Raw genomic sequence first — 22,172 nt, 5'->3', positions numbered from 1 at the left:
CAGTGCATTGCGCTCAATTGATGGCGGCGATGCCCGGCCCGCCCACGGGCCCCAGCTGGGTGTCACTGACGAAGCCATTGCCGCCATCCTGCTTGGCGCGGAACAGATTGACGTCAGCCTTGGCGATCAGGCCTTCCAGGTCCTTGTCGCCGGACTGACGCTGGGCGACACCGATCGACAGATTGACATCCAGACTGTTGAGGCCGTCATTGATGACGAATGGCAGCGCCGAAGCGCCCTTGCACAGACGCTCTGCCACCTGGTCGACGCGCTCGCCATGCAGCCCCGGGCATAACAGCACGAACTCCTCGCCGCCATAGCGCCCGACCAGATCCTCCCCGCGCAGGATGCTGCGCATGCGCCGCACCAGCTCCTTGAGCACCTGATCACCGGCCTGGCGCCCCCAGGTCTCGTTGATCAGCGCCAGGTGGTCAACATCGACCATCATCACGCTCAGCGGCCCGTTGTTGATCAACATGCCGCGTCCGCTGTCGACCAGCTCCGCGCGACTCAGAGCACCGGTCAACGCATCGAAGCGCCCTCCCGTCTCGAAACGCTGCTGCAGGCGCTCCACCGACCAGCCCATCTGTACCAGCACCAGCGTGAAGAAGATGGTCAAGACCCCCAGATTGATGATGCGAAATGCCAGCATCCAGCCAGCGGGCAGCAGATGGGTCGGCCCTTCCAGCATCAGGATGATATAGGCCAGCAGCGGCATGCTCAGGCAGGCGGCACACAGAAGTACGCGCCGCATGAACGACATGCGGATCGAGTAGATGCACAGCAAGGCACCGAAGTAGAAGTAGTCGAATCCGGCCTCCGAGCCGAAATAGCTTAGCGAGAAGCTGATCTGCGCACAGGTGCCCAGCGCCATCAACGTGGCCGCCAGGGCTTCACGGCGAGCACGGTGCAGCTGCAGGCAGACCAGATCGACGATCAGCATCGCCAGATTCAGCGCCAGAATGCCCATCTCACCCAGCCACAACAGCAGGATGGCGTAGAGCAGATGGCAGCTGACCGCCAGCACGTAGACCATGTTGAAGGTGGCATGAAAGGTCTTCTCATCCGCCGTGAGCCCGGGCGGGAATTGCTCGAATCGTCGCAGAAAGCCCGCGAGATGAGGATGTGGGCTGGCCATGTAGTCACCTCCTTGTCGCTGGCCACAAAGGGTGGCCAGGCGCTGTCACGGACAAATTGGCCTGACATCAACAGAGTACGATATTGATGAGTCCAAACACGACGCCCCCATTACACGCAGTGCAATGGGGGCGTCGTAGTGCGTGAAGTTCAGACAGAGGCTAAGGCTCAGACACGGAGTCAGGCTCAGTGCAGTCGCAGCCCGACCTTGGTGATGCGATTGCCTTCCACCTCGTTCACCACCCAGTGGATGCCATGCCAGTCCACATCGTCGCCGACCACCGGCACCCCGCCGACTCGACGAGTGATGAACTCGGCGATGGTCAGGTGCTGCTCGCCCTGGGAGAGCGTCAAGCCGTAGACATCGGCGATATCCTGCATGTTGGCATCGCCTTCCAGCGTGAAGGTCCCGAAGAAAGCGCGCTGCTCATGCTGCAGGCTCTCGCCATTGAACATGCGATTGAGACTTGGCACATCACACGAGCGCCCTACCACGCACAGCACATCCTGCTGATGCAGACAGGTGCTGCCCTTGGGATGGATCAACACCTTGTTGCGGAACAGCGCCCCGACCTTGGCCCCCGACGGGAAGCGCAGCATGCGCAGCGCCACGCCTTCCAGCGCCGTGTTGTCGACGCGATAGACCAGCATCTCGTAGTCGTTGACCGGCATGATGCCGAGCAGGTTGCGGCGACTGGGCTGTGCACCCGGCGGCACCACCACCCTCAACTTGCGCGCCATCGGCGCCAGCGACGAGCCCTGTACCAGCAGCGAGATGATGACCACGAAGAAGGCGACATTGAAGTAGAGACCGGCATTCTCGACCCCGGTGATCACCGGGAAGATCGCCAGCACGATCGGTACTGCCCCTCGCAATCCCACCCAGCTGATGAACCACAGCTCGCGCCAGCGGAAGCGGAAGAACGGCTTGAGACACAGGATGACCGCCAGCGGGCGCACCACCAGAATCAGCGCCACGCTGAGGATGGCGGCCGGCAGCGCGAACTGCAGCATGGTCGACGGCGAGACCAGCAGGCCCAGCATCAGGAACAGCACGATCTGCGAGAGGTGTGCCATGCCATCATGCACCGGCAGGATGTGCTCCAGATGACGACCGGGGTGATTCCCGATCATCAGGCCGCACAGATAGATGGCGAGGAAACCGCTGCCGCCCATCTCGTTGGTGGTGGCGAACAGGCTCAAGCCAAGTGCCAGCGCCAGCAGCGAATAAAGACCGGGGGCGAGGTCCAGATAACGCATCAGGCGTGCGATCAACCAGCCGCCGGCGATCCCCATGGCGGCGCCGACACCGAACTGCAGCAGGAAGCTCATGATGCCCGACGCGACGCCGGAGAGCTGACCGGTCAGGATCTCGGCCAGCGTGATGGTCAGGAAGATCGCCATCGGGTCGTTGGTGCCGGACTCGATTTCCAGCGTCGCACCGACACGCTCATTGAGGTGAACGCCCTGGCCTCCCAGCAGCGAGAAGACCGCCGCGGCATCGGTGGAACCGACGATGGCCCCGACCAGCAGGCCTTCGATCAGAGTGAGATCAAACAGCCACATGGCCAGAAGGCCCACCAGGCCACTGGTCATGAAGACCCCGACGGTGGCCAGCACCAGCGCCGGTTTCAGGCCGGCACGAAACGTGGACAGCCGCGTACGCAGGCCGCCATCGAGCAGGATGAGCGCCAGCGCCAGATTGCCGATCATGTAAGCGGATGAGGCGTCGTCGAACTGGATGCCCAGGACGCCATCTTCACCCGCCAGCATGCCAAGACCGAGGAACAGCAGTAGCAGCGGCATGCCAAGACGCGCCGAGACGCGGCTGGCCAACACGCTCAAGGCGATCAGCGTGCCTGCCAGCAAGAAATAATAATTCAGGTTCTCTACCACGAGTGCTCCCCCGCCAAGCCCTACATCAGATCTCGAGTGACGTCCATGACGACTCACCCACAGTATTCCATGTCAGCGAAGGGGCTGCAGAGAAATTTCACACCTTTCATGTACTTGCAGTGTACAGCACGCGAATTTCACGCCAGGCTGCGCGGCGAGACCCAGGCAGGGGCTGCCGCAAGCTCAGCATAGGACCGCGGGCCGAATGCCTCCATCGCCCACAACAGCGCACGGCACAGCTCACGCTGGCCATCAAGATTGATCATGCGCCCATGGCGCGAATAGCCCTTCATGAAGGCCTGACGCTGCTCCGGCGTTTCCAGCAGCAACTCCACCAGCGCCCAGTCGAACTCGATCGGCGCCCACACCAGCGCTTCCCAATCGCTCCATACCCAGCCGGTGGCGGCGCACAGATACTGATCGGCGCGCATGTCCGGCAGACACCACACCGCGCGAGTCGGCGCCGGGAAGGTGCGCTTGAGCAGCGTGCCGAGTTCCGCGCGACGCGGGTGATGGGCCAGAAAGCGCGTGACGCGGGCATTCCAGTGCAACAGCGGCATCGGCTGCGCCAGCGGCTGACCGAAGCCCGACACCGTATCCTGATGCAGGCGACCGAGCTGGTCGCCCAGCAGCTCACAGAAGGTGATGCTGAGATTGCTCGGCTGACCGCTGGACCACGGCAGGTGCCAGATGGGCGCGCCATCGAGACGCCCCAGGAAGGTCAGGGGCAGCGGCGGAATCGGCAGGCGCGCGGGCAAGGCGCCCGCCAGTCGCGTCAAACCCTCCGGCGTCGCCCAGCGATCGGCACCGAAGACCCCGCGCATGGCGTGCCAGAAGGGGTCGTGGTCTGGCCCGGTTCGCGCCAGCTTGATCAGCCCCGGCGTGCCGCCACGCTGGCGCCACAGCCAGTTGGCGCTATCCGGCCAGGCGAGTGCCAGCGGTTCGAGCGGTTGCCCCAGATAGGTCGAGAGCCGTCGAGTCAGTGACTCCTCGGGCCAGCCCCTGGGCACGGGGTGCGGCTCCCCCGTGGCGTCAACTGCGCTCGGCCGTCGCGGGGGGACGGGATAGCTGGAACAGGTCGAGAGATCCGGTGTGTCGGGCATGATGATCTCCTTGGGCAACACGTCTTGTTACAGTCATGTTCAGCATACCCAAGGCGTGCCACATCGGCATAGTCCGTTTCGCCCCACTCAGGAAAGCCAATCAGGAAAGCCACTCAAGAAAGTCGCCGTCTCCCCTGCCCCGACTTGCGTCGGACAAGACACCGGCAAGACAGTGACGTTACACTGTCGGCCTGGATGGGGGTGCCCGAGAATGGGCTGAGAGTCGCAGCGATACGTCGCGCGACAACCCCTGGAACCTGATCCGGTTGATACCGGCGGAGGGAATCCCCGACGCGTGCCCTGCACGGCGCGTCACCTGCTTCCTCCTGCCGGCACGCCGCCTGACCACGGAATTGCCTGTGTCGCTGGGACTCACCCTCAACAACGCACGAATCGATTACGCCGGCCACACGCTGTTCCGCGATATTTCCGCGCGTCTGGAGGCTGGTAGCTGGACGGCACTGCTGGGGCGCTCCGGCTGCGGCAAGAGCTCGCTGCTGCGCCTGCTGGCTGGCCTGGAAATGTCAGATCTCCACCAGCTCGACCTCGCCACCGATGACGGTCAGCCGCTGACCGACCGCGTGGCCTGGATGGCGCAGCAGGACCTGCTGCTGCCGTGGCGGCGCGTCATCGACAACCTGTGGCTGGGCGATGACCTGCGCCGGCGGCCGCGCAATCGCGAACTCGCCCATGAGCTTCTGGCCGCGGTCGGGCTTGAGGGTCGTGAGCAGGCCTGGCCGGACGCCCTCTCCGGCGGCCAGCGCCAACGCGTCGCTCTCGCCCGCACGCTCTATCAGCAGGCGCCGATCGTGATGATGGATGAGCCGTTCTCGGCGGTGGATGCCATCACCCGTCTGGAGCTGCACGATCTGGCCAGCCGCCTGCTCAAGGGCCGCACCGTCCTGATGGTGACCCACGACCCGCTTGAGGCATTGCGCCTTGCCGATCAACTGCTGGTGCTGCGCCCGTCGAGCGCCCCGGGCCACGGCGCCGAGCTTGAGCATCTGCCGGGGCTTGGCGCCGTGCGGCCGGTGCCGCTGGATGACCCGGCCCTGCCGCCGGCGCAGGCGCAACTGATCGCCCGCCTGCGTGATAGCGAGGAGGCCGCATGAAACGTCTGCACGCCATGCGTCACCTCGTCATCAGTACGCTGCTCCTGCTGGGGCTTTGGCAGCTGATCATTGCCGTTACCGCCGTACCGCCCTACATTCTGCCCACGCCCCAGGCCGTGCTCGAGGTGCTGATCCAGAAGGCACCGCTGCTGGCCCATCACGCTGGCGTCACCATCAGCGAGATACTGGCCGGGCTGGTGCTGGGCATCCTGCTCGGGCTTTCCACCGCGCTGGCGCTGGCCTTCATCCCCCGCCTGCGCCGTACGCTGTTGCCGATGCTGCTGATCAGCCAGGTGATACCGCTGTTCGCGATCGCCCCACTGCTGGTGCTGTGGCTCGGCTATGACATGCTGTCCAAGGTAGTGATGGCGACACTGATCATCTATTTCCCGGTCGCCTCCACTGGCTACGACGGCCTGCGCCAGACCCAGCAGGGCTGGCTGGATCTGGCCCACACCCTGGGCGCCAGCCCATGGCGCAGATTGATCCACATCCAGCTGCCCGCCGCACTGCCGGCGCTGGCCTCCGGCATTCGCATGGCCGCGACCGCCGCCCCCATCGGCGCCGTCATCGGGGAATGGGCCGGTGCCAGCCAGGGGCTGGGCTATCTGATGCTCAACGCCAACGCGCGCATGGAGATCGACCTGATGTTCGCCGCCCTGCTGGTGCTGGTCGCCTTCTCCCTGCTGCTCTATTTCTCGCTGGATGCGCTGCTGCGCACCCTGATGCCCTGGCACCGCGACCGGCTGACACGTCTGAGCTGACACGCCTTGCCTTCGGAAAAATACTGCATGACCGCATTACCGAAAGACGCAACGACGCTCGACACAAACTGCAAGAGCCTGACGACTGCCGCCCACGAACGGCAGCACCACTACCCTGTGATCACAAGGAACTCCGCCATGTCTCATTCGTCATCGGCGCCACGGCGCAAAGCACAGCCGACACGTTCACCGCGTGCCTCGCTGCTGTCCACCGCCTTCGCCACCCTGCTGACCACGCTGTGCCTGAGCAGCCTGCCAGCCACTGCCATGTCGGCCCACGCCGCCGAGGCAGAACCCGCCGCGACCAGCACCCAGTCAGCGCCGGAAATCGTCGCTCAGCAAGCCGAGGTCGGAGTGAACGGCGACTCAACCGCCTCCGCGCCGGTGGCGAGTCAGGAAGCCGTGGAAGCGACTGCCGGCGCCGCCGAGCAGGCGAAGAACGGTGCTGAACCGACCGCGGAAGCCACGCCAGCCGGCGACGAACAGAGCACTGATGCTGACTCGAAGGACGTTGTCAAGGACGCTGCCACCGCCGAGCAGCCGCTGACGCAGTTCAAGGTCATGCTCGACTGGTACACCAACCCCGGTCACGCCCCGCTGGTGCTGGCACAGGAGCTGGGGCTGTTCAAGAAGCACGGCCTTGATGTCGAATTGATCGCCCCCGCCGACCCGAGCGTGCCGCCCAAGCTGGCTGCCGCCGAGCGTGTCGATATCGCCATCAGCTATCAGCCGCAACTGCACCTGCAGATCGATCAGGGCCTGCCGCTGGTGCGTATCGGCACCCTGGTCGCCACGCCGCTGAATGTGGTGGTGGTGCGCGCCGACAGCGACATCCAGTCGATCGCCGACCTCAAGGGCAAGCGGGTCGGCTACTCGGTCGGCGGTGTCGAGGAAGTGCTGCTCTCCACCATGCTGCAGCACAGCGGCCTGACGCTGGATGACATCACGCTGACCAACGTCAACTTCTCGCTGACGCCGTCACTGCTGACGCGCAAGGTCGATGCCGTCACCGGCGCCTTCCGCAACTTCGAGCTGGCCCAGATGGCTCAGGAAGGCGTCAAGGGCCGCGCCTTCTACATCGAGGAAGAAGGCGTGCCGACCTATGACGAGCTGATCTTCGTCGCCAACAGCGACAGCTACGAGCGCAAACAGGCGCAGTACGCCGGCTTCCTCGCCGCCGTCGGCGAAGCCACCGCCTGGATCATCAACCACCCGGACCAAGGCTGGGAGATGTTCCGTGACTCCGATCCGGCACTGGATACCGAGCTCAACAAGGAAGCCTGGTACGCCACCCTGCCGCGCTTCGCGCTGCGTCCTGCCGCGCTGGATGCCGGCCGCTACCGTGACTTCGAGGACTTCCTGTTCGAGCGCGGCATGATCAAGAAGCGCCAGTCGCTGAGCCACCTGGCCGTCGACGTCAACGCGCCCTGAGACGTTGAGCGCTTGAGCGCGCCCCATGCAAAACGCCCTGCCGGAATCTCCGACAGGGCGTTTTGGGTTTAGGTCCGGCTCACTCTCGCCGTCTTGTACCGATTCCACAAGCGCTAGCGGCGGGCCAGGCGACGCGACAGCCACAGGATCTGCAGCGGCTGGATCACCAGCGCGATCATCAGCACCGCGACCAGCAGCGGCATGCCTTCCAGCGCGCCACTCGGGGTGCTGACCAGCAGTCCGGCGCCCACATAGCTGCCGGCGGCAGAACTCAGATGCTGCACGGCACTCTGGGTGCTGGTGAAGGCTGCCCGCTCGTGATCGGCGGGAATGAAGCTGTTGAGCGTATTCTGGGTCACACGCCGCGCCGACGAGAACAGCATGTAGGCGCCAAAGCCGATCCAGATCAGCGACGGCCCCGGCGAATGCAGCAGGAAGGCCCAGCCGACCAGCGCCGTCATCAGGCAGGTGATGATGCCCGGCCAGACACAGCCATAGCGATCACACAGCCGCCCCGTCAGCTGCATGCCGACCAGCGACAGCCCGCCGCCGATCATGTAGAGCCCGCCGAGATCCTCCCGCGGCAGGCCCAGATTGAACAGCAGATAGCTTGCCAGGTTGGGAATCACCAGGAAGTTGCTGAACATCGCCGTGGCGATCAGCGCCAGCCCCAGGCGATGGTCGGGCTGGGCCAGGATGTTCAGGATCGTGGTGCCCTTGCGGCTGCGCAGGCGGGTCTCGGGGTTATCGAGATGACCGCGGATCGGCGGCAGTATCCAGGCCAGCAGCCCGCACACCAGCAACGCCAACAGCGCCACTGCGCGAAATGGCGCCTGCCAGCCGAAGCCCTGCGACAACCACAGCGCAAACGGCAGCCCCAGCACCGAGGCCACCGAGAAGGCACCCATCACCAGCCCCATGGCACGCCCCCGGCGGACTCCCGGCACCACGTCGATCACGATGGCCAGCGCCGTCGCCGCCGCTGGCCCACCGAACAACCCACCCAGCATGCGCGCCGCCAGCAGGGTCTCGAAGTCGGTGGCGAAGCTGGCGATCAGATGACAGAGCGCCGCACCGAACAGGAAACCCAGCACTGCCCAGCGGCGATCGAAGCGATCGGCGTGCCGTGTCCACAGCAGGGTACCCACCGCGGCGGCCAGCGGATAACTGCCGACGATATAGCCGAGGTGATCCAGCGGAATGCCCAGCGAGGTAGCAAAGTCGGGGCCCAGCGCCATCACCATGGTGAAGCCCATGATGACGGCGAACTGCAGCAGGGTGACCAGCGCCACCACCAGGCGCTCGTGGGTGGTCACCGGCGGGATGACCCGATCACTCGCGGCCGGCTGACGATTTTCGGAGTGACTGCTCGGCGTACTCAAGCGCGTGCGACGCGATCAAGAAACGCCACCACCGCCTGCTGGAACTCGCTGGCACGCTCGGCATGCAGCCAATGGCCGGCCTCCAGGGAGTCATCTTCCAGCGCAGGGAAGTGTTCGCGCATCGTCGCCAGGCCCTCGGCCTGCACGTAGTTGGAGCGCGACCCCCACAGCAGCAGCGCCGGCAGCTCGACCGGCCCCTGTCCGTGCGGCGCCTCGACGATCTGCGGGTAACCCGCGGCGATATGGTCCAGCCCGACGCGCCAGCCCATGGCGCCATCGTCGAGACGCACCAGATTGGTGGCGAGGAACTGGCGGATGGCCGGGGTATCGACATGCTGCGCCATCACCGTGTCGGCCTCCTTGCGTGAGGCCGGGCGCGCGTCACGCACCGCCTCGAAGGCAGCAAAGATATCGTCATGCCCGTGGCCATAGGCGACCGGCGCGATATCGGCGACCAGCAGGCTGCGCAGACGCTCGGGCGCCTCGAGCGCGACCTGCATGGCGACCTTGCCGCCCATCGAGTGGCCCAGCAGGTCACAGCGCTTGATGGCAAGGCGGTCGAGCAGCGCGATGACATCCGCGGCCTGCTCGGGGTAGCTCATGCCGGCCACGTGCGGGCTGCGGCCGTGGTTACGCAGATCCACCGCGATCACACGGCGCGTCCGCGACCACGACTTGATATGCGAACGCCAGTTGTCGGCACTGCCGAACAGGCCGTGAAGAATGACCAGCGGCGTCGCGTCCTGCTGGCTCGTTGTCTGTTCCTCGGCGCCATCACGAGCATCGCTCTCGTGGTAATAAAGCTCGACCGTTGTGCTCATCATCATCTCCATGGACGCTAGACAGACCGTTACGCTCCCCGTGGCTCAGGCGCTGTAGCTCAGGCTCAGCGGCGTGGCTCGGCGGCAGCCGGCTCGCGGGGAGCGCCTATGTTAGCAAACTATCAAGCGCGCGGCGGCTCCGTCCTCGACGGCTCAGCGCGGACTGGCTTCCAGATAGACCTTGACCGCCTGCCACAGCGGGCTGCGGTAACGTTCCGGGTGCCACAGCATCGAGAAGCGCCGCTTCAGGTTGAGCTGGGGCGTGGCCAGCACCACCAGCTCGCCACGCGCGATCTCGGCCGCCACCGACAGCCGCGACAGACACCCCAGCCCCAATCCGGCGAACACGGCCTGCTTGATGGCCTCGTGCTGGCCCAACTCCATTCGCACCTTGAGACGTTCGATCCGCCCATGCAGCGCACGCTCGAAGACCGCCCGCGTGCCCGAGCCACCCTCGCGCAGAATCCAGTCGGCCGTGGCGAGATCCTCATCGCTGAGCGCCGTACCGCGCATGGCCAACGGATGGCTCGGCGGCGCCACCACCACCAGCTCATCCTCGCGCCAGGTCTGGCTCATCAGGCGCGGCGCGTGGCAGTCGCCCTCGATCAAGCCGAGCTCGGCGTCATAGTTGAGCACCGCCTCCACCACCTGGTGGGTATTGCGCAGGCGCAGATTGAGCTCGGTGCCCGGATGTTCGCGCATGAAGGCCCCTGCCAGCCCCGGCAGCAACCAGGTGCCGATGGTGGCGCTGGCGGCGATTTCCAGTTCGCCACGCAGGTTGCCATCCACCACGCCGGGCTCACGGGCCTCAAGTTCCAGCGCGTGGGTCTGCTCCAGCAGTTGCTCGGCGCGCGCCAACAGGCGGCGACCATTGGCGTTCAGGGCCAGGCGGCGACCGAGGCGCTCGAACAACTGCACCTCGAGATGACGCTCCAGTTCGGATAACCCCTGACTCGCCGCCGATTGCGACAGGCCGATCTCGCGCGCCGCGGCGCTGACGGAGCCGTGGCGGGTCACCGCCACGAACACTTGCAACTGACGCAGCGTGATGTGGATCTGCATATCGGTTTTTCCGGTATGTAATAAAAGAATAATCGACTAACTGCCGAATAATATTCCCGAATAGACTAATCATCAAACCGGAGGCACTAAGCAAGCAACGCAAGCTCAAGCGCCCTTGGCGATGACAGCCGTGCCCCCCACGCCAGCGCACGCCCCATAACAAGACAGGCCATGTTCCGCACGGGATAGGCCACTTTCCTCAAGGAGAATGCTCATGGACGCACAGACCCTGACTCCCCCCGCCACTGCCGAGCGCTTGCGCCGCATGTTGCCGGGCCTCGCCCTGTGTGGCGGCCTGACCCTGGTGGGGCTGGCACTGCATTCCATTCCGGCGCTGGCCTCCACCGGCATCAGCCCGCTGGTCTTCGCCCTGCTGTGCGGTATCGTGGTCGGCAACCTGCCGATCACCAGCCGGCACGCCGCGGCGCTTTCCCCGGGGTTGCATATCGCGACCAAGAAGCTGCTGCGTCTCGGCATCATCCTGTTCGGCCTCTCCATCACCCTGCAGCAGATTCTCGGCCTGGGCTGGAGCGTCGTCTTCCTCGATGTGCTGGTGATCACCGCAGTGCTGAGCAGCGGCTACTTCATCGGTACGCGCTGGCTGGGGCTGGACCGCGACACCGCACTGCTGACCAGCGCCGGTTCCGCCATCTGTGGCGCCGCGGCGGTACTGGCGACCGAATCGATGATCAAGGCTCGCCCGGCGGCCACCGCCATGGCCGTCGCCACGGTGGTGCTGTTCGGTTCGCTGGCGATGCTGGTCTACCCGCTGCTCTACCCACTGAGCGGCATGCATGAAGGCCTGTTCGGCATCTATATCGGCTCCACCATCCACGAGGTCGCTCAGGTCGTGGCCGCCGGTGAAGCGGTCGGCCCGGACGCCCTGGCCAATGCGCTGATCGTCAAGTTGATGCGCGTGATGATGCTGGTCCCCTTCCTGCTGCTGTTGCCGAAGCTGTGGGCCATGCGTGCCCGTACCGAAGGTGATGACCGCGAGACCGGCGGCGGCATGACGATTCCGTGGTTCGCGCTGGGCTTCATCGCCATGGCCGGCATCAACAGCACCGGCGAGATTCCGGCGGCAGTGCACTCAAGCCTCTCTACCCTCGGCAGCGTGGCACTGACCATGGCCATGGCGGGCCTGGGCGTCGAGACTCGCATCGATCGTCTGCGCTCACTGGGCATGAAGCCTTTCCTGCTCGCGCTGATCCTGTTCACGCTGTTGATCGTCGGTGGCTTTGGCGCCAATCTGCTGTTGATGGGCTAGTCCCCGGCACGGCAGTGATTGATTGCCACAATGACTTTGGTAGTACGGCTCAATTGGCAAACCCGGGCAGGCTCAAGCACAATGGCGGTCATCGATTACTCACCGGCAGTGCCGGCGCCATTTTCTCGGCCCCTCCAGTACGGGCTGAACGAGAATCACGAACCTTAGGAGAATCTCATGCTTGCAGTCATTTTCGGTCGTCCGGGTTGCCCTTTCTGTGTCCGCGCCAAGGACCTCGCGGAAGAGCTCACCGCCAAGCGCGATGATTTCGACTTCCGCTACATCGACATCCATGCAGAAGGCATCAGCAAGGCCGACATGGAAAAGACCATCGGCAAGCCGGTCGAGACCGTGCCGCAGATCTTCGTCGATCAGACCCACATCGGTGGCTTCACCGAGTTCAACCAGTACGTGCAGGACGAAGCTCTTATGCCGCAGGCCTGATCGCCGCCATCAGTCGTTTCACTGCTGAAGCCCTCGCCATTGGCGGGGGCTTTTTTGTGCCTGCGTCACATCCCCTCCACTCATGCCCCGCTCACAGCAACACGCTGCGCACAAGGTCGCATCCAGCGCGTCTTGACGCTTGCGACAAAAGGAGGGGCCAGCGACAATCGCTGCCTCCTCCGCCCGTGTATGCACAAGGACACGCACATGAACATGTTGATGGAAGGCGCCGTGCTGCTGGGATGCGCGGTGGTTGCCGTGCCACTCTTCCAGCGTCTGGGCCTCGGTTCCATCCTGGGCTATCTGGCCATCGGGGTGCTGCTGGGTCCGTCGTTGATCGGCTTCATCTCGGAGCCTGGCGAAGTGTTGCACTTCGCCGAATTCGGGGTCGTCATGCTGCTGTTCATGATCGGTCTGGAACTGGAGCCCAAGCGCCTGTGGGACATGCGCCTCAAGCTTGCGGGCCTGGGCAGCGCCCAGATGCTGTTGTGCGGTGCCTTGCTCACCCCCGTCGGCCTGTGGCTGGGGCTGGAATTGCCCGCAGCCGTGTTGCTGGGCCTGATTCTGGCGCTGTCCTCGACCGCCTTCGCGCTGCAGGTATTGAGCGAGAATCAGCAGCTGGCGACGCCGCACGGCCAGTCGACCTTCGCCATCCTGCTGTTCCAGGACCTGGCGGTGATTCCGCTGCTGGCCCTGATGCCGCTGTTCGCTGACAACTTCGATGCCTCCACCGGCGCCAACTGGATCGGCATCGCCAAGGGCATCGGCATGATCGCGGCGGTCATCATCGTCGGCCGCTTTGTCGTGCCGCGCCTGCTCAAGATGGTCGCGCGCAGCGAGATCCACGAGATCTTCACCGCCGCGGCCTTGTTCGTGGTGATCAGCACGGCGCTGCTGATGGAGTGGGTGGGCCTGTCCATGGCCCTGGGCGCCTTCCTGGCCGGGGTGTTGCTGGCCGATACCGTCTACCGCCATGAGCTGGAAGCCAACATCGAGCCCTTCAAGGGGCTGCTGCTGGGGCTGTTCTTCATGGCCGTGGGCATGTCGGTCGACGTGTCGCTGGTGATGGAGCGCCCGCTGACCGTGCTGGCGCTGACGCTGGCGCTGATGTTCGGCAAGGTCATCGTCATCACGCTGGTCGGACGCGTCGCACGCCTCAAGATGGCCGAGGCCCTGCCGCTGGCCGCGGTCCTGTCACAGGGTGGTGAGTTCGACTTCGTACTGCTGACCGCCGGCATGGCTGCCGGCATCTTCGATCAGACCCTCACCAGCCTGGTGATCAGTGCGGTGACCCTGTCGATGGCTGCCACGCCCTTCCTCTATCGCTATGCCCGCCACCTCGGCGCCACCAGCGAAGCCAAGCGTCCCTATGATGAGGACTTCGGTGAGGAGACGCCGCAGGTGGTCATCGCCGGCTTTGGCCGCTTCGGCCAGATCAGCGCGCGCATGCTCAAGAGCCAGGGCATCAACTTCACCGCGCTTGACCCCAATATCACCCAGGTCGAGTTCGTGCGTCAGTTCGGGTCGCGTATCTTCTACGCCGATGCCAGCCGCGCCGAGTTGCTGCGGGCGGCGGGTGCCGAGCAGGCCAGGATCATGCTGGTGGCGGTCGATGATGCCGAGACCTCGACCGGCATCGTGCGCATGGTGCGTCATCAATTCCCGCACCTGAAGCTGTTCGTGCGTGCCCGTAACCGCCACCACGCCTGGGAGCTGATGGAGCTGGGCGTGGAGCACGTGATTCGTGACACCTATGCCAGCAGCCTGGAGATGGGCGGAGAACTGCTGGTGGCGATGGGCTACCCCAGTGCTCGCGCGGCGGAAGTGGCGCGCGCGTTCCGGGAAATGGATGACAACATGCTCAAGCAGAACTACGAGCACCGTCACGACCAGAAAGCACTCGTCAACAGCGAGCAGGCCGCCATGGTCGAACTCAAGCGTCTGTTCCAGAACAATCAGGACTGACGTCGCACGACTCGCCAGAGCGCTACGTGGCGCCTGAAAAGACACAAGGGCCGCCCCGGCAGGGGCGGCCCTTGTCGTTGGGGCACTCGGCAAGGCCTTGCGTACTGGCCCGCCTCCCGAGGGGCAGGCGAGCGGCCCGAGGCCTGCTCAGCCCTGCGACAGACGGCGGGACGTCAGGCGCGCCCGCCACTGCGGGCCGAACAGATAGGCGCACAGCCCGATCACGATCAGCAAGGCCCCAGCGAGCACGCGGCTGGAGATCAGCTCATCATTGAGCACCGCGCCCAGGCTCATGGCGAAGATGGGGGTGATCAAGGTCGCCAGCGCCACCGTGCTGGCCGACAGGCGTGACAGCACGAAGTAGTAGCACAGGTAGCCGATCAGCGAGCCGAAGATGCCAAGATAGAGGATGGCCGCCATCGGACGCCCCTCCGGCAGGGCCTGCGGCACGCCATCGACGATCAGCGCACACACCAGATAGAGCGGCAGAGAGACCAGCAGCGCACCCTCCGTCTGCACCAGCGGATGCAGCCCTGCCCGCTCGCGCTGCACCAGTACCCCCGAGGCCGCGAAGCAATTGACGGCCAGCAGCATGGTCAGCACTCCCTTCCAGCTGCCCGGCGGCAACGCCAGGGAATCCGAGACCGCGACGGCCAGTCCACTCAATGCCAACGCAAACCCCATCCACTGCAACTTGTCAAGTGGAGCACTTTTCAACCACCAGCGTGCATAAAGCCCTGATAGCAAAGGTGCCAGTCCAAACAGTAACGACATGATACCGCTTGGTAACCATGCCGCAGACAGGTAGGCGAAGTACATGCCACCCCAGATACCCAGAGCGGCTGCCGAGTAGCTGCGCAGTGCCCCCCGCGAAAGGTCCATTTTCAGCCCCATCATGCGTAACAATGGGTAACCAAGACATGCGGCAATTAACATTCTGCCCATCGCCGACCAGGCAGGCAGCCAGCCCGAGGCGCTCCACGAGATGGCCAGCGGTGTCGTCGACCACACCATGAGAACCACGCAATACGCCACCAGCACTGGCATTTTTACTCTCCGATCAAGAAACGCGAAAAAACGGATAATGGCGTTGAATACCCCTTTGCACGACTACCTATAATCGCTCCAGCACTGAGGTCATAGGGGCCGTCCAAGGAGGCATCATGCAACGCAAGGAATTCCAACAGCAGCTATGGCTGGACTTCGTCCATCGCCATCCCGACATCGGGGCGCTGGATATCTGGCCAGACAGCATCAACCCTGAATATCTGATGTTCCTGACGCTGAATCAGGGGCCTTTCAGAAGCGAGAAACTGTTACCCAGCCTGTATCACCAGGGCTATCGCCGCGTGAAACAGTACGCCATGGCCGACCGCGGCCTGCTGGTCGATCTGCTGCTTCCCCCGGATGGTGGCGCTGCCGTCATGCTGGCGGAACTGCAGGCCAACAGCCTGCCGCCGATGCACCGCGACCTGCTCAAGCGCCTGATCAGTCAGAGTCATCGTGATGACTGCAAGGGACAGAACCTGCTCGCGCCCTGCCGTCCGTGGGACATGCCGGACTGGCCAACCTTCGAGCGCCTGCTCGAGGCCAATCCGCTGGCTGCCTGGCTCTCCGTGATGGGGCCGCGCCTGCACCATGTCGGCTTCAATGCCGAAGAGCTTGGCGAAACGCTGGAAGCGGTCTGCGAGGGCATGCTGGCCTACGGCATGGCTCCGCAGACCGGGCGCCATCATGCGGTACTGCCCATCAATCCCAAGCTGCAGTATCACTACTACCCGGCCCACGCCCAGCGCATGGTGTTCGCGGATGGTGACGAGCATATGGTGGTGCTGGGTGGCATCGCCCTGCTGGCGACGGCACCGGTGACGAATCAGCAAGAAGGAAAGCAGCGTCCCGCAGAACAACTGCTGCCGGAACATACGCTGTGCCAGCTCAGCGCGTAACGGCTTCTTGGCAGCACTGCGCAATGAGATGAGTCGCATTCAGCCCCCTGCGCATGCGTAGGGGGCTCTTGTGTTCAGAGGGTGACATGACCTGTCATGCCATACCCTTCACACCCTCTCTTGCCATCACTCTTCATGGCATCACCCCATGATGTCATCACTGCACGACTCGCCGCTTTCCCCCACCATGCCTGCGCCTTGTGTCTGAGCCTCTAAACCTAACGTCGCAGACAGGTTATCAACAGAAGCTGTGGAAAAAGCTGTGAAGAATCTCTGTACATCTAGGTATCGCCATCGAGATCAGGCGAGCGCAGACAGATTGATCAAAAAATGATCAGCCGGCCTAAAACAGCGCCAATTCCCCTTCCGACCACGCATCTGGCAGTGCATCAGAAGGCCACTGTGGCAGCGACTGCGGCAGCGGCTGTGGCCGTAGTAAACACCCCCATCAACCACCCACATCAGCTCAGAGACGACAGCGCCAATGTCACTGGCGTATTCGTGATCTGCCCGCCCAGCCAGTATGCCCCCAGATAGCCCACGCTGTAGGCCAGCAACAACGCCGGGAAGAAGCGCAGATAACTCATGAAGCTCACCTCGCGCACCTTGGAAAGCGCGATCACCCCGGCGGCGGAGCCAATCACCAGCAGCGAGCCACCCACGCCTGCGGCATAGGTCAGCGCCAGCCACTCCGCATCGTTCATGCTGACATCCGCCTTGAGCACTGCGGCGGTCAGCGGCACGTTATCCACCAGCGCCGAAAGCAGCCCGACCAGATAATTGGCCTGCATCGCCGGCATCAGGGCATAGAGCTGTGCCAGGCCTTCCAGCAGACGAGCTTCCTTGAGCGCCCCGACCATCAGCAGGATGCCGAGGAAGAATAGCAATGTATCGAATTCGATAATACGAATGTAATCAAGTATGCGGCGCTCTTCGCTGTCGCTGCGTCGTTCGGCGACATGCCCGAGCAAGAACATCAACGACATCCCGAACAGGAAGGTCAGCAACGGCGGCACGCCAAACAGCACGTTGAGGCCGAGGGTCGACAGGATGGTGGCCAGAAACAGCCAGGCGACCAGACGATCAAGACGTCGGGTCTCGCGCGGCTTGCGCACCAGGTTCACCTCGCCTCCCAGCCCGGGCAGCAGTAGCGTCGCCAGCAGCATCACGCTGAGGAAGGACGGCAGCGCCAGCAGCATCAGCTCGCTGATGCGTACCTTGCCCGCCAGGAAGATCATCAGCGTGGTCACGTCCCCGGTGATCAGCGCCACGCCGCCGGAGTTGACGGCGAATACCGCCAGCACCGCAAAGCGCAGCGTCTTCTTCGGCGCCAGGCCCAGCGACAGCACCAGGGTCAGCGATACCAGCGTCGCGGTGATGTTGTCAGCCAGCGATGAAAAGGCGAAGGCAAAGAGCCCCGTCAGATACAGCAGGCCGCGCTCCCCGATGCGTTTCGGCAGCAGGCGGTAGATCAGATTGGCGATCAGCCCCTTGGCATTGAGAAAGGCCACGAAGGTCATCGCCGCCATCAGAAACAGCCACAAGGTGGCGATCTCGAGCAGGTTCTCGTTCAAGGCCTCGGGGACATCATCCACCGCCAGGGCCGCGGGGCCGAAGATGAACAGCAGCAGCCAGCTGAAGGTGCCCAGCAACAAGGTCGTCTTGGCCTTGTTGAGATGGATCACATCCTCGATGGCAATCAACACGAAGGCGGCCAGCGCCAGCCCGATCAACAGTCCCTGCAACCACATGCCACTCGCACTCCCTGAGATATCGCCGCGCAGCGGCGGCGATGATTGACGGTGCCCGGCGTGACTTCAGCGTGAACCCTGCCACGACCTTTCCCTTGCACCGACCCGTCACACGACCGGCGATGCATCTCATCACAGCTGCGTGCGCCCCGCCATTCGACCTGAGGGGCGTTCGCTTCGTGCAACGCAGGGTTGCCATCCCCCACGCAAGCGGGGTGGGCATCCACTCCTGGGTGAATTACGATGGCGCCACCTGATGAAGGAGTCATGCATGTCGAGTATCAGAGGTGTCATCAGCCTTGTCTTTCTGATCATCAATACCCTGTGCTGGGCGCTGCCGCTGTACCTGCTGGCCGCACTCAAGCTGATCACGCCATCGCGCCGCCTGCAGTTGCACATGCTGGAGGGGCTCAACCGCCTCGCCATGGGCTGGATCGGCACCAACAACCTGTGGATTCGCCATGTGCTGCGCCCGCGCTGGGACATCCACGTGCCGCCATCGCTGCGCGATGGGTCTGCCCGACGTCGCTGGTGGCTGGTGATCGCCAATCACCGCAGCTGGACTGACATCTTCGTTCTCCAGTACGCCCTGCACCGTCGTACGCCGATGCCCAAGTTCTTCCTCAAGCAGGAGCTCATCTGGGTGCCGGTGATCGGCCTTGCCTGGTGGGCGCTGGAATTCCCGTTCATGCGCCGTTACAGCCAGCAGAAACTGGCCAGCAATCCGCGGCTCGCCGAGCGTGATCGCGAAGCGACGCGACGCATGTGCGAGCGCTCGCGTCAGGCGCCGATGGCGATCTTCAACTTCGTGGAAGGCACTCGCTTCACGCCCGCCAAGCACAACCAGCAGCAGAGCCCTTTCCAGCACCTGCTCAAGCCGCGTGCCGGCGGCAGTGCCCAGGTGATCAACACGCTTGGCGATCGACTTTCCGGTATTCTGGATGCCACCCTCGATTACCGGCATGCCGATGCCAGTTTCTGGCAGTTCCTGTGCGGTCACGGGGGCGACATCACGCTCGTCATCACTCAGCGGCCGTTGGAGCCCTGGATGCTGGACGGCAACTATCATGCGGACGCCGCCTATCGCGAGCGCTTCCAGCAATGGCTCAATCAGGTCTGGAAGGACAAGGATGCCCGACTGTCACGTGCAGGGAATGACATTGATGAACACTGAATACGGCCTGAATGCCGCGGACTTCTCGGCACGAGCGCAGGCCGAACCTGACGTGAACCGTCCACTTCTGCAGCGGGCCGGCCTCGCGCTGCGTTGGTTGGCGCTGATCTGTCTCGGCCTGTGGCTGAGCGGCTGCGCGACCGGCAGCTACTCCGGCTCGCCGGCCGGCCAGTGGGTCACCATCCAGAAGGGCGATACCCTGGGGCAGATCGCGCGCGATGCCGACATTCCCCTGCTGCGCCTCACGCGCTTCAATCCGGGCGTCAAGATTCGTGACCTCAAGGTCGGTCAGCGCATCCTGGTGCCCACCGCGCGTGAGCGAGCGCCTTCCGGCGGCCCATATCGCTATCAGCTGCGCCCCGGCGATACCTACTCCAAGGTCGGTCGCTATTTCGGTGCCAGCCCGCAGCGCATTCAGGCCGCCAACCCCGGCAAGGACCCCAATGATCTCGATGTCGGCATGCTGATCTCGGTGCCGCTCAACGGTGGCCCGAGCCGCAGCGCCCCGGCCGCACGCGCCAGCGGCGGCAGCCTGGTCGCCCGCCCGGACCCCGGCCCGCTGCAGAAGCCGGGCCAGTCATGGCGCTGGCCTGCCGCCGGCAGCGTGACGCGTGAATTCGGCACCAACGGCAATGGCCAGCTGGCGCCCATGCAGATTCGTACCGCCGCCAGCGGCATCGCCAGTGCACCGGCGCGGGGCGAAGTGCGCTTCGCCGACTCCATGCGCCAACTGGGCAACGTGGTCATCCTGCACCACTCCGGCAACCTGCAGAGCGTGCTGGCCCAGTGCGGCGAGATTCTGGTCAAGGTGGGGCAACAGGTCACTCCGGGCACGCCGCTTTGTCGCGTCGCACGCGGCAACAACGGTCAGCATGAATTGCTGTTCGACGTGCGCCACGGCGGCAAGCCGATCGACCCGCGCGAGATTCTCGAGAAGCGCTGAACCAGCGTTGCTTCACGGCGCCAGCCCGACATGGCGCCACCTCCAATCCCCGCCAGATGACGACAGCGCCGGTGCCACGCCGGTGACTGTCGTCCTTGCTTGACGATTCATGAGACAACCCTCATACCTCTGAGTTGTGAGGGGTTGAGGGTGTGTCATCGCTTCGTCACCTGCTTGTTATGCCGCCGTCACTCCCTCTCTCGATAATGACCACAATAGTCATCTAGGGAGACGTCATGGAGCGCATTGCCTTCGTCAGTGAAACCTGGCATCCGGAGATCAATGGCGTGGCTCATACCTTGAGTCATCTGTGCGATCAACTCATCGCACGCGGCTGTGAGCTCCAACTCATTCGTCCCGCCACCCGAGATGGCAGCCTGGAACCGCGGGTCCAGCAGGAGCTTCAGGTACGCGGCTTCCGCCTGCCCGGATATGACACCGTGCAGGTCGGCGTGCCGGCACCGCAGCGCCTGATGCGCATGTGGCGCGAGCATCGCCCCTGTGTCGTCTATATCGCCACCGAAGGCCCGCTGGGCATCAGCGCACTGATGGTCGCCCGCCGTCTGGGCCTGCCGGTGGTCGCGGGCTTTCATACCAATTTCGATCAATACAGCACCCACTACCGGCTCAAGGCGCTACGCCCGCTGGTACGGCGCGGCCTGCGCCGCTTCCACAATGCCGCCAACATGACGCTGGTACCGACCCGCACCCAGGCAGACAGCCTGATGCAGCAAGGTTTCGAGCATGTGCAGGTGGTGGGACGCGGCCTGGATTGCGAGCGCTTCTCGCCCAGTCATCGCAGCGAAGCATTGCGCAAGTCATGGGGCGTCAGCTCACAGCAACCCGTCGCGCTGCACGTCGGGCGCCTGGCCGCCGAGAAGAACATCGAGCTGCTGATCCGCACCTATGAGGCCATGCTGGCCGTGCAACCGGACCTCGCCCTGGTGCTGGTGGGAGACGGCCCGCTGCGCGAGCGCCTGGAACAGCGTCTGCCCGAGGCGATCTTCGCCGGCCTCCAGACCGGTGAGGCGCTGGCCGCCCATTACGCCAGTGCCGACCTGTTCGTCTTCCCGTCACTGTCGGAGACCTTCGGCAATGTGGTACTGGAAGCCATGGCCAGCGGACTGGCCGTGATCGCCTTCGATTACGCGGCGGCCGCCGAGGTGATCCGCGATGATCACCAGGGCCTGCTGGCGCCCTGCAGCCAGCCGGAGCGCTTCATCGAACAGGCGGTGGAGGCCTGCCAGCGGCCGGCCCGCATCGCCAGACTGGGACGTGCCGCCCGCGTGCGCGTCGAACCATTGGGCTGGAGCCGCATCGCCGAGGGCTTTCTGACCTGCCTGCGTCACGCCGAGGAGAAGCCCGATGCACGATCGCAGCCTTCCCGTCTTTGAGCGACTGGACCTTCTGGAGTGGCGCCTGTGCCGCCAGGTCGCGCGCCTGGCGCTGTTCCGGCCGATACTCACCCTGTTTCGTATCGTCTCGCGGCTGGGCGACTGGCCGGTATGGGCGCTGCTGACGCTGAGCCTGCCGCTGCACCATGCCATGGGCGGCTGGCTGTTTCTGGAATTCGGCCTGGCGGCAGGCGCCGGGGCGCTGCTCTACCGCGCGCTCAAGACACGGCTATGTCGGGAGCGCCCGTTCATCACCTTCAATACCATCAACTGCACCATGCCGCCGCTGGACCGCTACAGCTTCCCCAGCGGTCACACCCTGCATGCTGCCCTCTTCGCCAGCCTGACCGCTCAGCAGCTGCCGGAGCTTGCCATCCTCGTCACGCCGCTGGCGCTGCTGATCGCGCTTTCCCGAGTGATCCTCGGTCTGCATTACGTCAGTGATGTGCTGGCCGGCGCGCTGCTGGGGCTGGGCCTTGCCGAGGTGGCCATCCTGACCTTCGAGGCGCTGCTGACGACCTGATGCTCGCGAGGCATGCGTCAGCCCGGGGTCGGCGCGAATCGAGAGCCACTTGCCCAA

19 protein-coding genes and 1 riboswitch are annotated in these 22,172 nt (G+C 64.4%); of the genes, 11 read left to right on the top strand and 8 right to left on the bottom strand.

Annotated features, from left to right (window positions below; translation table 11 throughout):
• Positions 1-13 precede the first annotated feature (13 nt).
• The 3 genes from MKZ40_RS07255 to MKZ40_RS07245 all read right to left on the bottom strand — a co-directional run bounded on the left by MKZ40_RS07255 (position 14) and on the right by MKZ40_RS07245 (position 4,136).
• The gene (locus MKZ40_RS07255; RefSeq protein ID WP_175089844.1) at positions 14-1,138 is read right to left on the bottom strand and encodes a GGDEF domain-containing protein; all 1,125 of its coding nucleotides are present in this window, start codon (positions 1,136-1,138) and stop codon (positions 14-16) included.
• Positions 1,139-1,323: 185 nt separating this feature from the next.
• Positions 1,324-3,033 (bottom strand): potassium/proton antiporter, encoded by a 1,710-nt coding sequence (locus MKZ40_RS07250; RefSeq protein ID WP_175089843.1) that lies wholly within the window; start codon positions 3,031-3,033, stop codon positions 1,324-1,326.
• A gap of 137 nt (positions 3,034-3,170) precedes the next feature.
• Positions 3,171-4,136, bottom strand: a complete 966-nt coding sequence (locus MKZ40_RS07245) for a hypothetical protein (RefSeq protein WP_175089842.1) — start codon at positions 4,134-4,136, stop codon at positions 3,171-3,173.
• A 187-nt stretch (positions 4,137-4,323) separates the two neighbouring features.
• Positions 4,324-4,437, top strand: a riboswitch (TPP riboswitch).
• A 58-nt stretch (positions 4,438-4,495) separates the two neighbouring features.
• Between MKZ40_RS07245 and MKZ40_RS07240 the strand changes: the two genes are divergently transcribed.
• The 3 genes from MKZ40_RS07240 (at position 4,496) to MKZ40_RS07230 (ending at position 7,443) form a co-directional block, all read left to right on the top strand.
• Complete coding sequence (locus tag MKZ40_RS07240; RefSeq protein ID WP_253062105.1) at positions 4,496-5,248, top strand: ABC transporter ATP-binding protein; 753 nt, start codon at positions 4,496-4,498, stop codon at positions 5,246-5,248.
• Complete coding sequence (locus tag MKZ40_RS07235) at positions 5,245-6,012, top strand: ABC transporter permease (protein WP_175089841.1); 768 nt, start codon at positions 5,245-5,247, stop codon at positions 6,010-6,012. The genes MKZ40_RS07240 and MKZ40_RS07235 overlap by 4 nt, the downstream gene beginning before the upstream one ends.
• Positions 6,013-6,150: 138 nt before the next feature.
• Positions 6,151-7,443, top strand: coding sequence for an ABC transporter substrate-binding protein (locus MKZ40_RS07230; protein ID WP_254627099.1), 1,293 nt, complete (start codon positions 6,151-6,153; stop codon positions 7,441-7,443).
• Between the two features lie 113 nt (positions 7,444-7,556).
• On the opposite strand, the gene MKZ40_RS07225 is transcribed toward MKZ40_RS07230, so the two are convergent.
• The 3 genes from MKZ40_RS07225 to MKZ40_RS07215 all read right to left on the bottom strand — a co-directional run bounded on the left by MKZ40_RS07225 (position 7,557) and on the right by MKZ40_RS07215 (position 10,708).
• On the bottom strand, positions 7,557-8,825 hold the full coding sequence (locus MKZ40_RS07225; protein WP_175089840.1) for an MFS transporter: 1,269 nt from the start codon (positions 8,823-8,825) through the stop codon (positions 7,557-7,559).
• Complete coding sequence (locus MKZ40_RS07220; protein WP_306424376.1) at positions 8,822-9,646, bottom strand: alpha/beta fold hydrolase; 825 nt, start codon at positions 9,644-9,646, stop codon at positions 8,822-8,824. Before MKZ40_RS07220 ends, MKZ40_RS07225 begins: the two co-directional genes overlap by 4 nt.
• 153 nt (positions 9,647-9,799) lie before the next feature.
• Entirely contained in the window at positions 9,800-10,708 is a 909-nt protein-coding gene (locus MKZ40_RS07215) for a LysR substrate-binding domain-containing protein (RefSeq protein WP_175089838.1), read from the bottom strand.
• A 214-nt stretch (positions 10,709-10,922) separates the two neighbouring features.
• Here MKZ40_RS07215 and MKZ40_RS07210 point away from each other — a divergent pair, with 214 nt between their 5' ends.
• The 3 genes from MKZ40_RS07210 to MKZ40_RS07200 all read left to right on the top strand — a co-directional run bounded on the left by MKZ40_RS07210 (position 10,923) and on the right by MKZ40_RS07200 (position 14,384).
• Entirely contained in the window at positions 10,923-11,975 is a 1,053-nt protein-coding gene (locus tag MKZ40_RS07210; RefSeq protein ID WP_253062109.1) for a YeiH family protein, read from the top strand.
• 177 nt (positions 11,976-12,152) lie between these two features.
• A complete protein-coding gene (locus tag MKZ40_RS07205; protein ID WP_043335038.1) occupies positions 12,153-12,419 on the top strand; it encodes a GrxA family glutaredoxin in 267 nt (88 codons plus the stop codon).
• Positions 12,420-12,626: 207 nt separating this feature from the next.
• The gene (locus MKZ40_RS07200; RefSeq protein ID WP_175089837.1) at positions 12,627-14,384 is read left to right on the top strand and encodes a monovalent cation:proton antiporter-2 (CPA2) family protein; all 1,758 of its coding nucleotides are present in this window, start codon (positions 12,627-12,629) and stop codon (positions 14,382-14,384) included.
• A gap of 147 nt (positions 14,385-14,531) precedes the next feature.
• Here MKZ40_RS07200 and MKZ40_RS07195 read toward each other — a convergent pair whose 3' ends face one another.
• Positions 14,532-15,398: a DMT family transporter gene (locus MKZ40_RS07195; RefSeq protein WP_225348118.1), complete on the bottom strand. Its 867-nt coding sequence runs from the start codon at positions 15,396-15,398 to the stop codon at positions 14,532-14,534.
• 149 nt (positions 15,399-15,547) lie between these two features.
• On the opposite strand from MKZ40_RS07195, the gene MKZ40_RS07190 reads away from it, so the two are divergent.
• Positions 15,548-16,330 (top strand): DUF1338 family protein, encoded by a 783-nt coding sequence (locus tag MKZ40_RS07190; RefSeq protein ID WP_153635428.1) that lies wholly within the window; start codon positions 15,548-15,550, stop codon positions 16,328-16,330.
• A gap of 461 nt (positions 16,331-16,791) precedes the next feature.
• Here the strand turns inward: MKZ40_RS07190 and nhaD are convergent, their stop codons facing one another.
• On the bottom strand, positions 16,792-18,081 hold the full coding sequence (nhaD, locus tag MKZ40_RS07185; protein ID WP_175089836.1) for a sodium:proton antiporter NhaD: 1,290 nt from the start codon (positions 18,079-18,081) through the stop codon (positions 16,792-16,794).
• Positions 18,082-18,352: 271 nt separating this feature from the next.
• Between nhaD and MKZ40_RS07180 the strand changes: the two genes are divergently transcribed.
• From MKZ40_RS07180 to MKZ40_RS07165, 4 genes are all read left to right on the top strand, one after another.
• Positions 18,353-19,255, top strand: a complete 903-nt coding sequence (locus tag MKZ40_RS07180; RefSeq protein WP_043335030.1) for an acyltransferase — start codon at positions 18,353-18,355, stop codon at positions 19,253-19,255.
• Complete coding sequence (locus tag MKZ40_RS07175) at positions 19,245-20,198, top strand: LysM peptidoglycan-binding domain-containing protein (protein ID WP_153635426.1); 954 nt, start codon at positions 19,245-19,247, stop codon at positions 20,196-20,198. Before MKZ40_RS07180 ends, MKZ40_RS07175 begins: the two co-directional genes overlap by 11 nt.
• A 236-nt stretch (positions 20,199-20,434) precedes the next feature.
• Complete coding sequence (locus tag MKZ40_RS07170; RefSeq protein ID WP_175089835.1) at positions 20,435-21,592, top strand: glycosyltransferase family 1 protein; 1,158 nt, start codon at positions 20,435-20,437, stop codon at positions 21,590-21,592.
• Positions 21,564-22,115 (top strand): phosphatase PAP2 family protein, encoded by a 552-nt coding sequence (locus tag MKZ40_RS07165; protein ID WP_043335024.1) that lies wholly within the window; start codon positions 21,564-21,566, stop codon positions 22,113-22,115. The genes MKZ40_RS07170 and MKZ40_RS07165 overlap by 29 nt, the downstream gene beginning before the upstream one ends.
• Positions 22,116-22,172: the final 57 nt, after the last annotated feature.

Origin of the sequence: Cobetia sp. BMC6, from assembly GCF_029991385.1 — a bacterium.
GTDB lineage: Bacteria > Pseudomonadota > Gammaproteobacteria > Pseudomonadales > Halomonadaceae > Cobetia.
The sequence above is the reverse complement of the archived record's forward strand: the minus strand, read 5'-3'. Positions and strand labels throughout refer to the sequence as shown.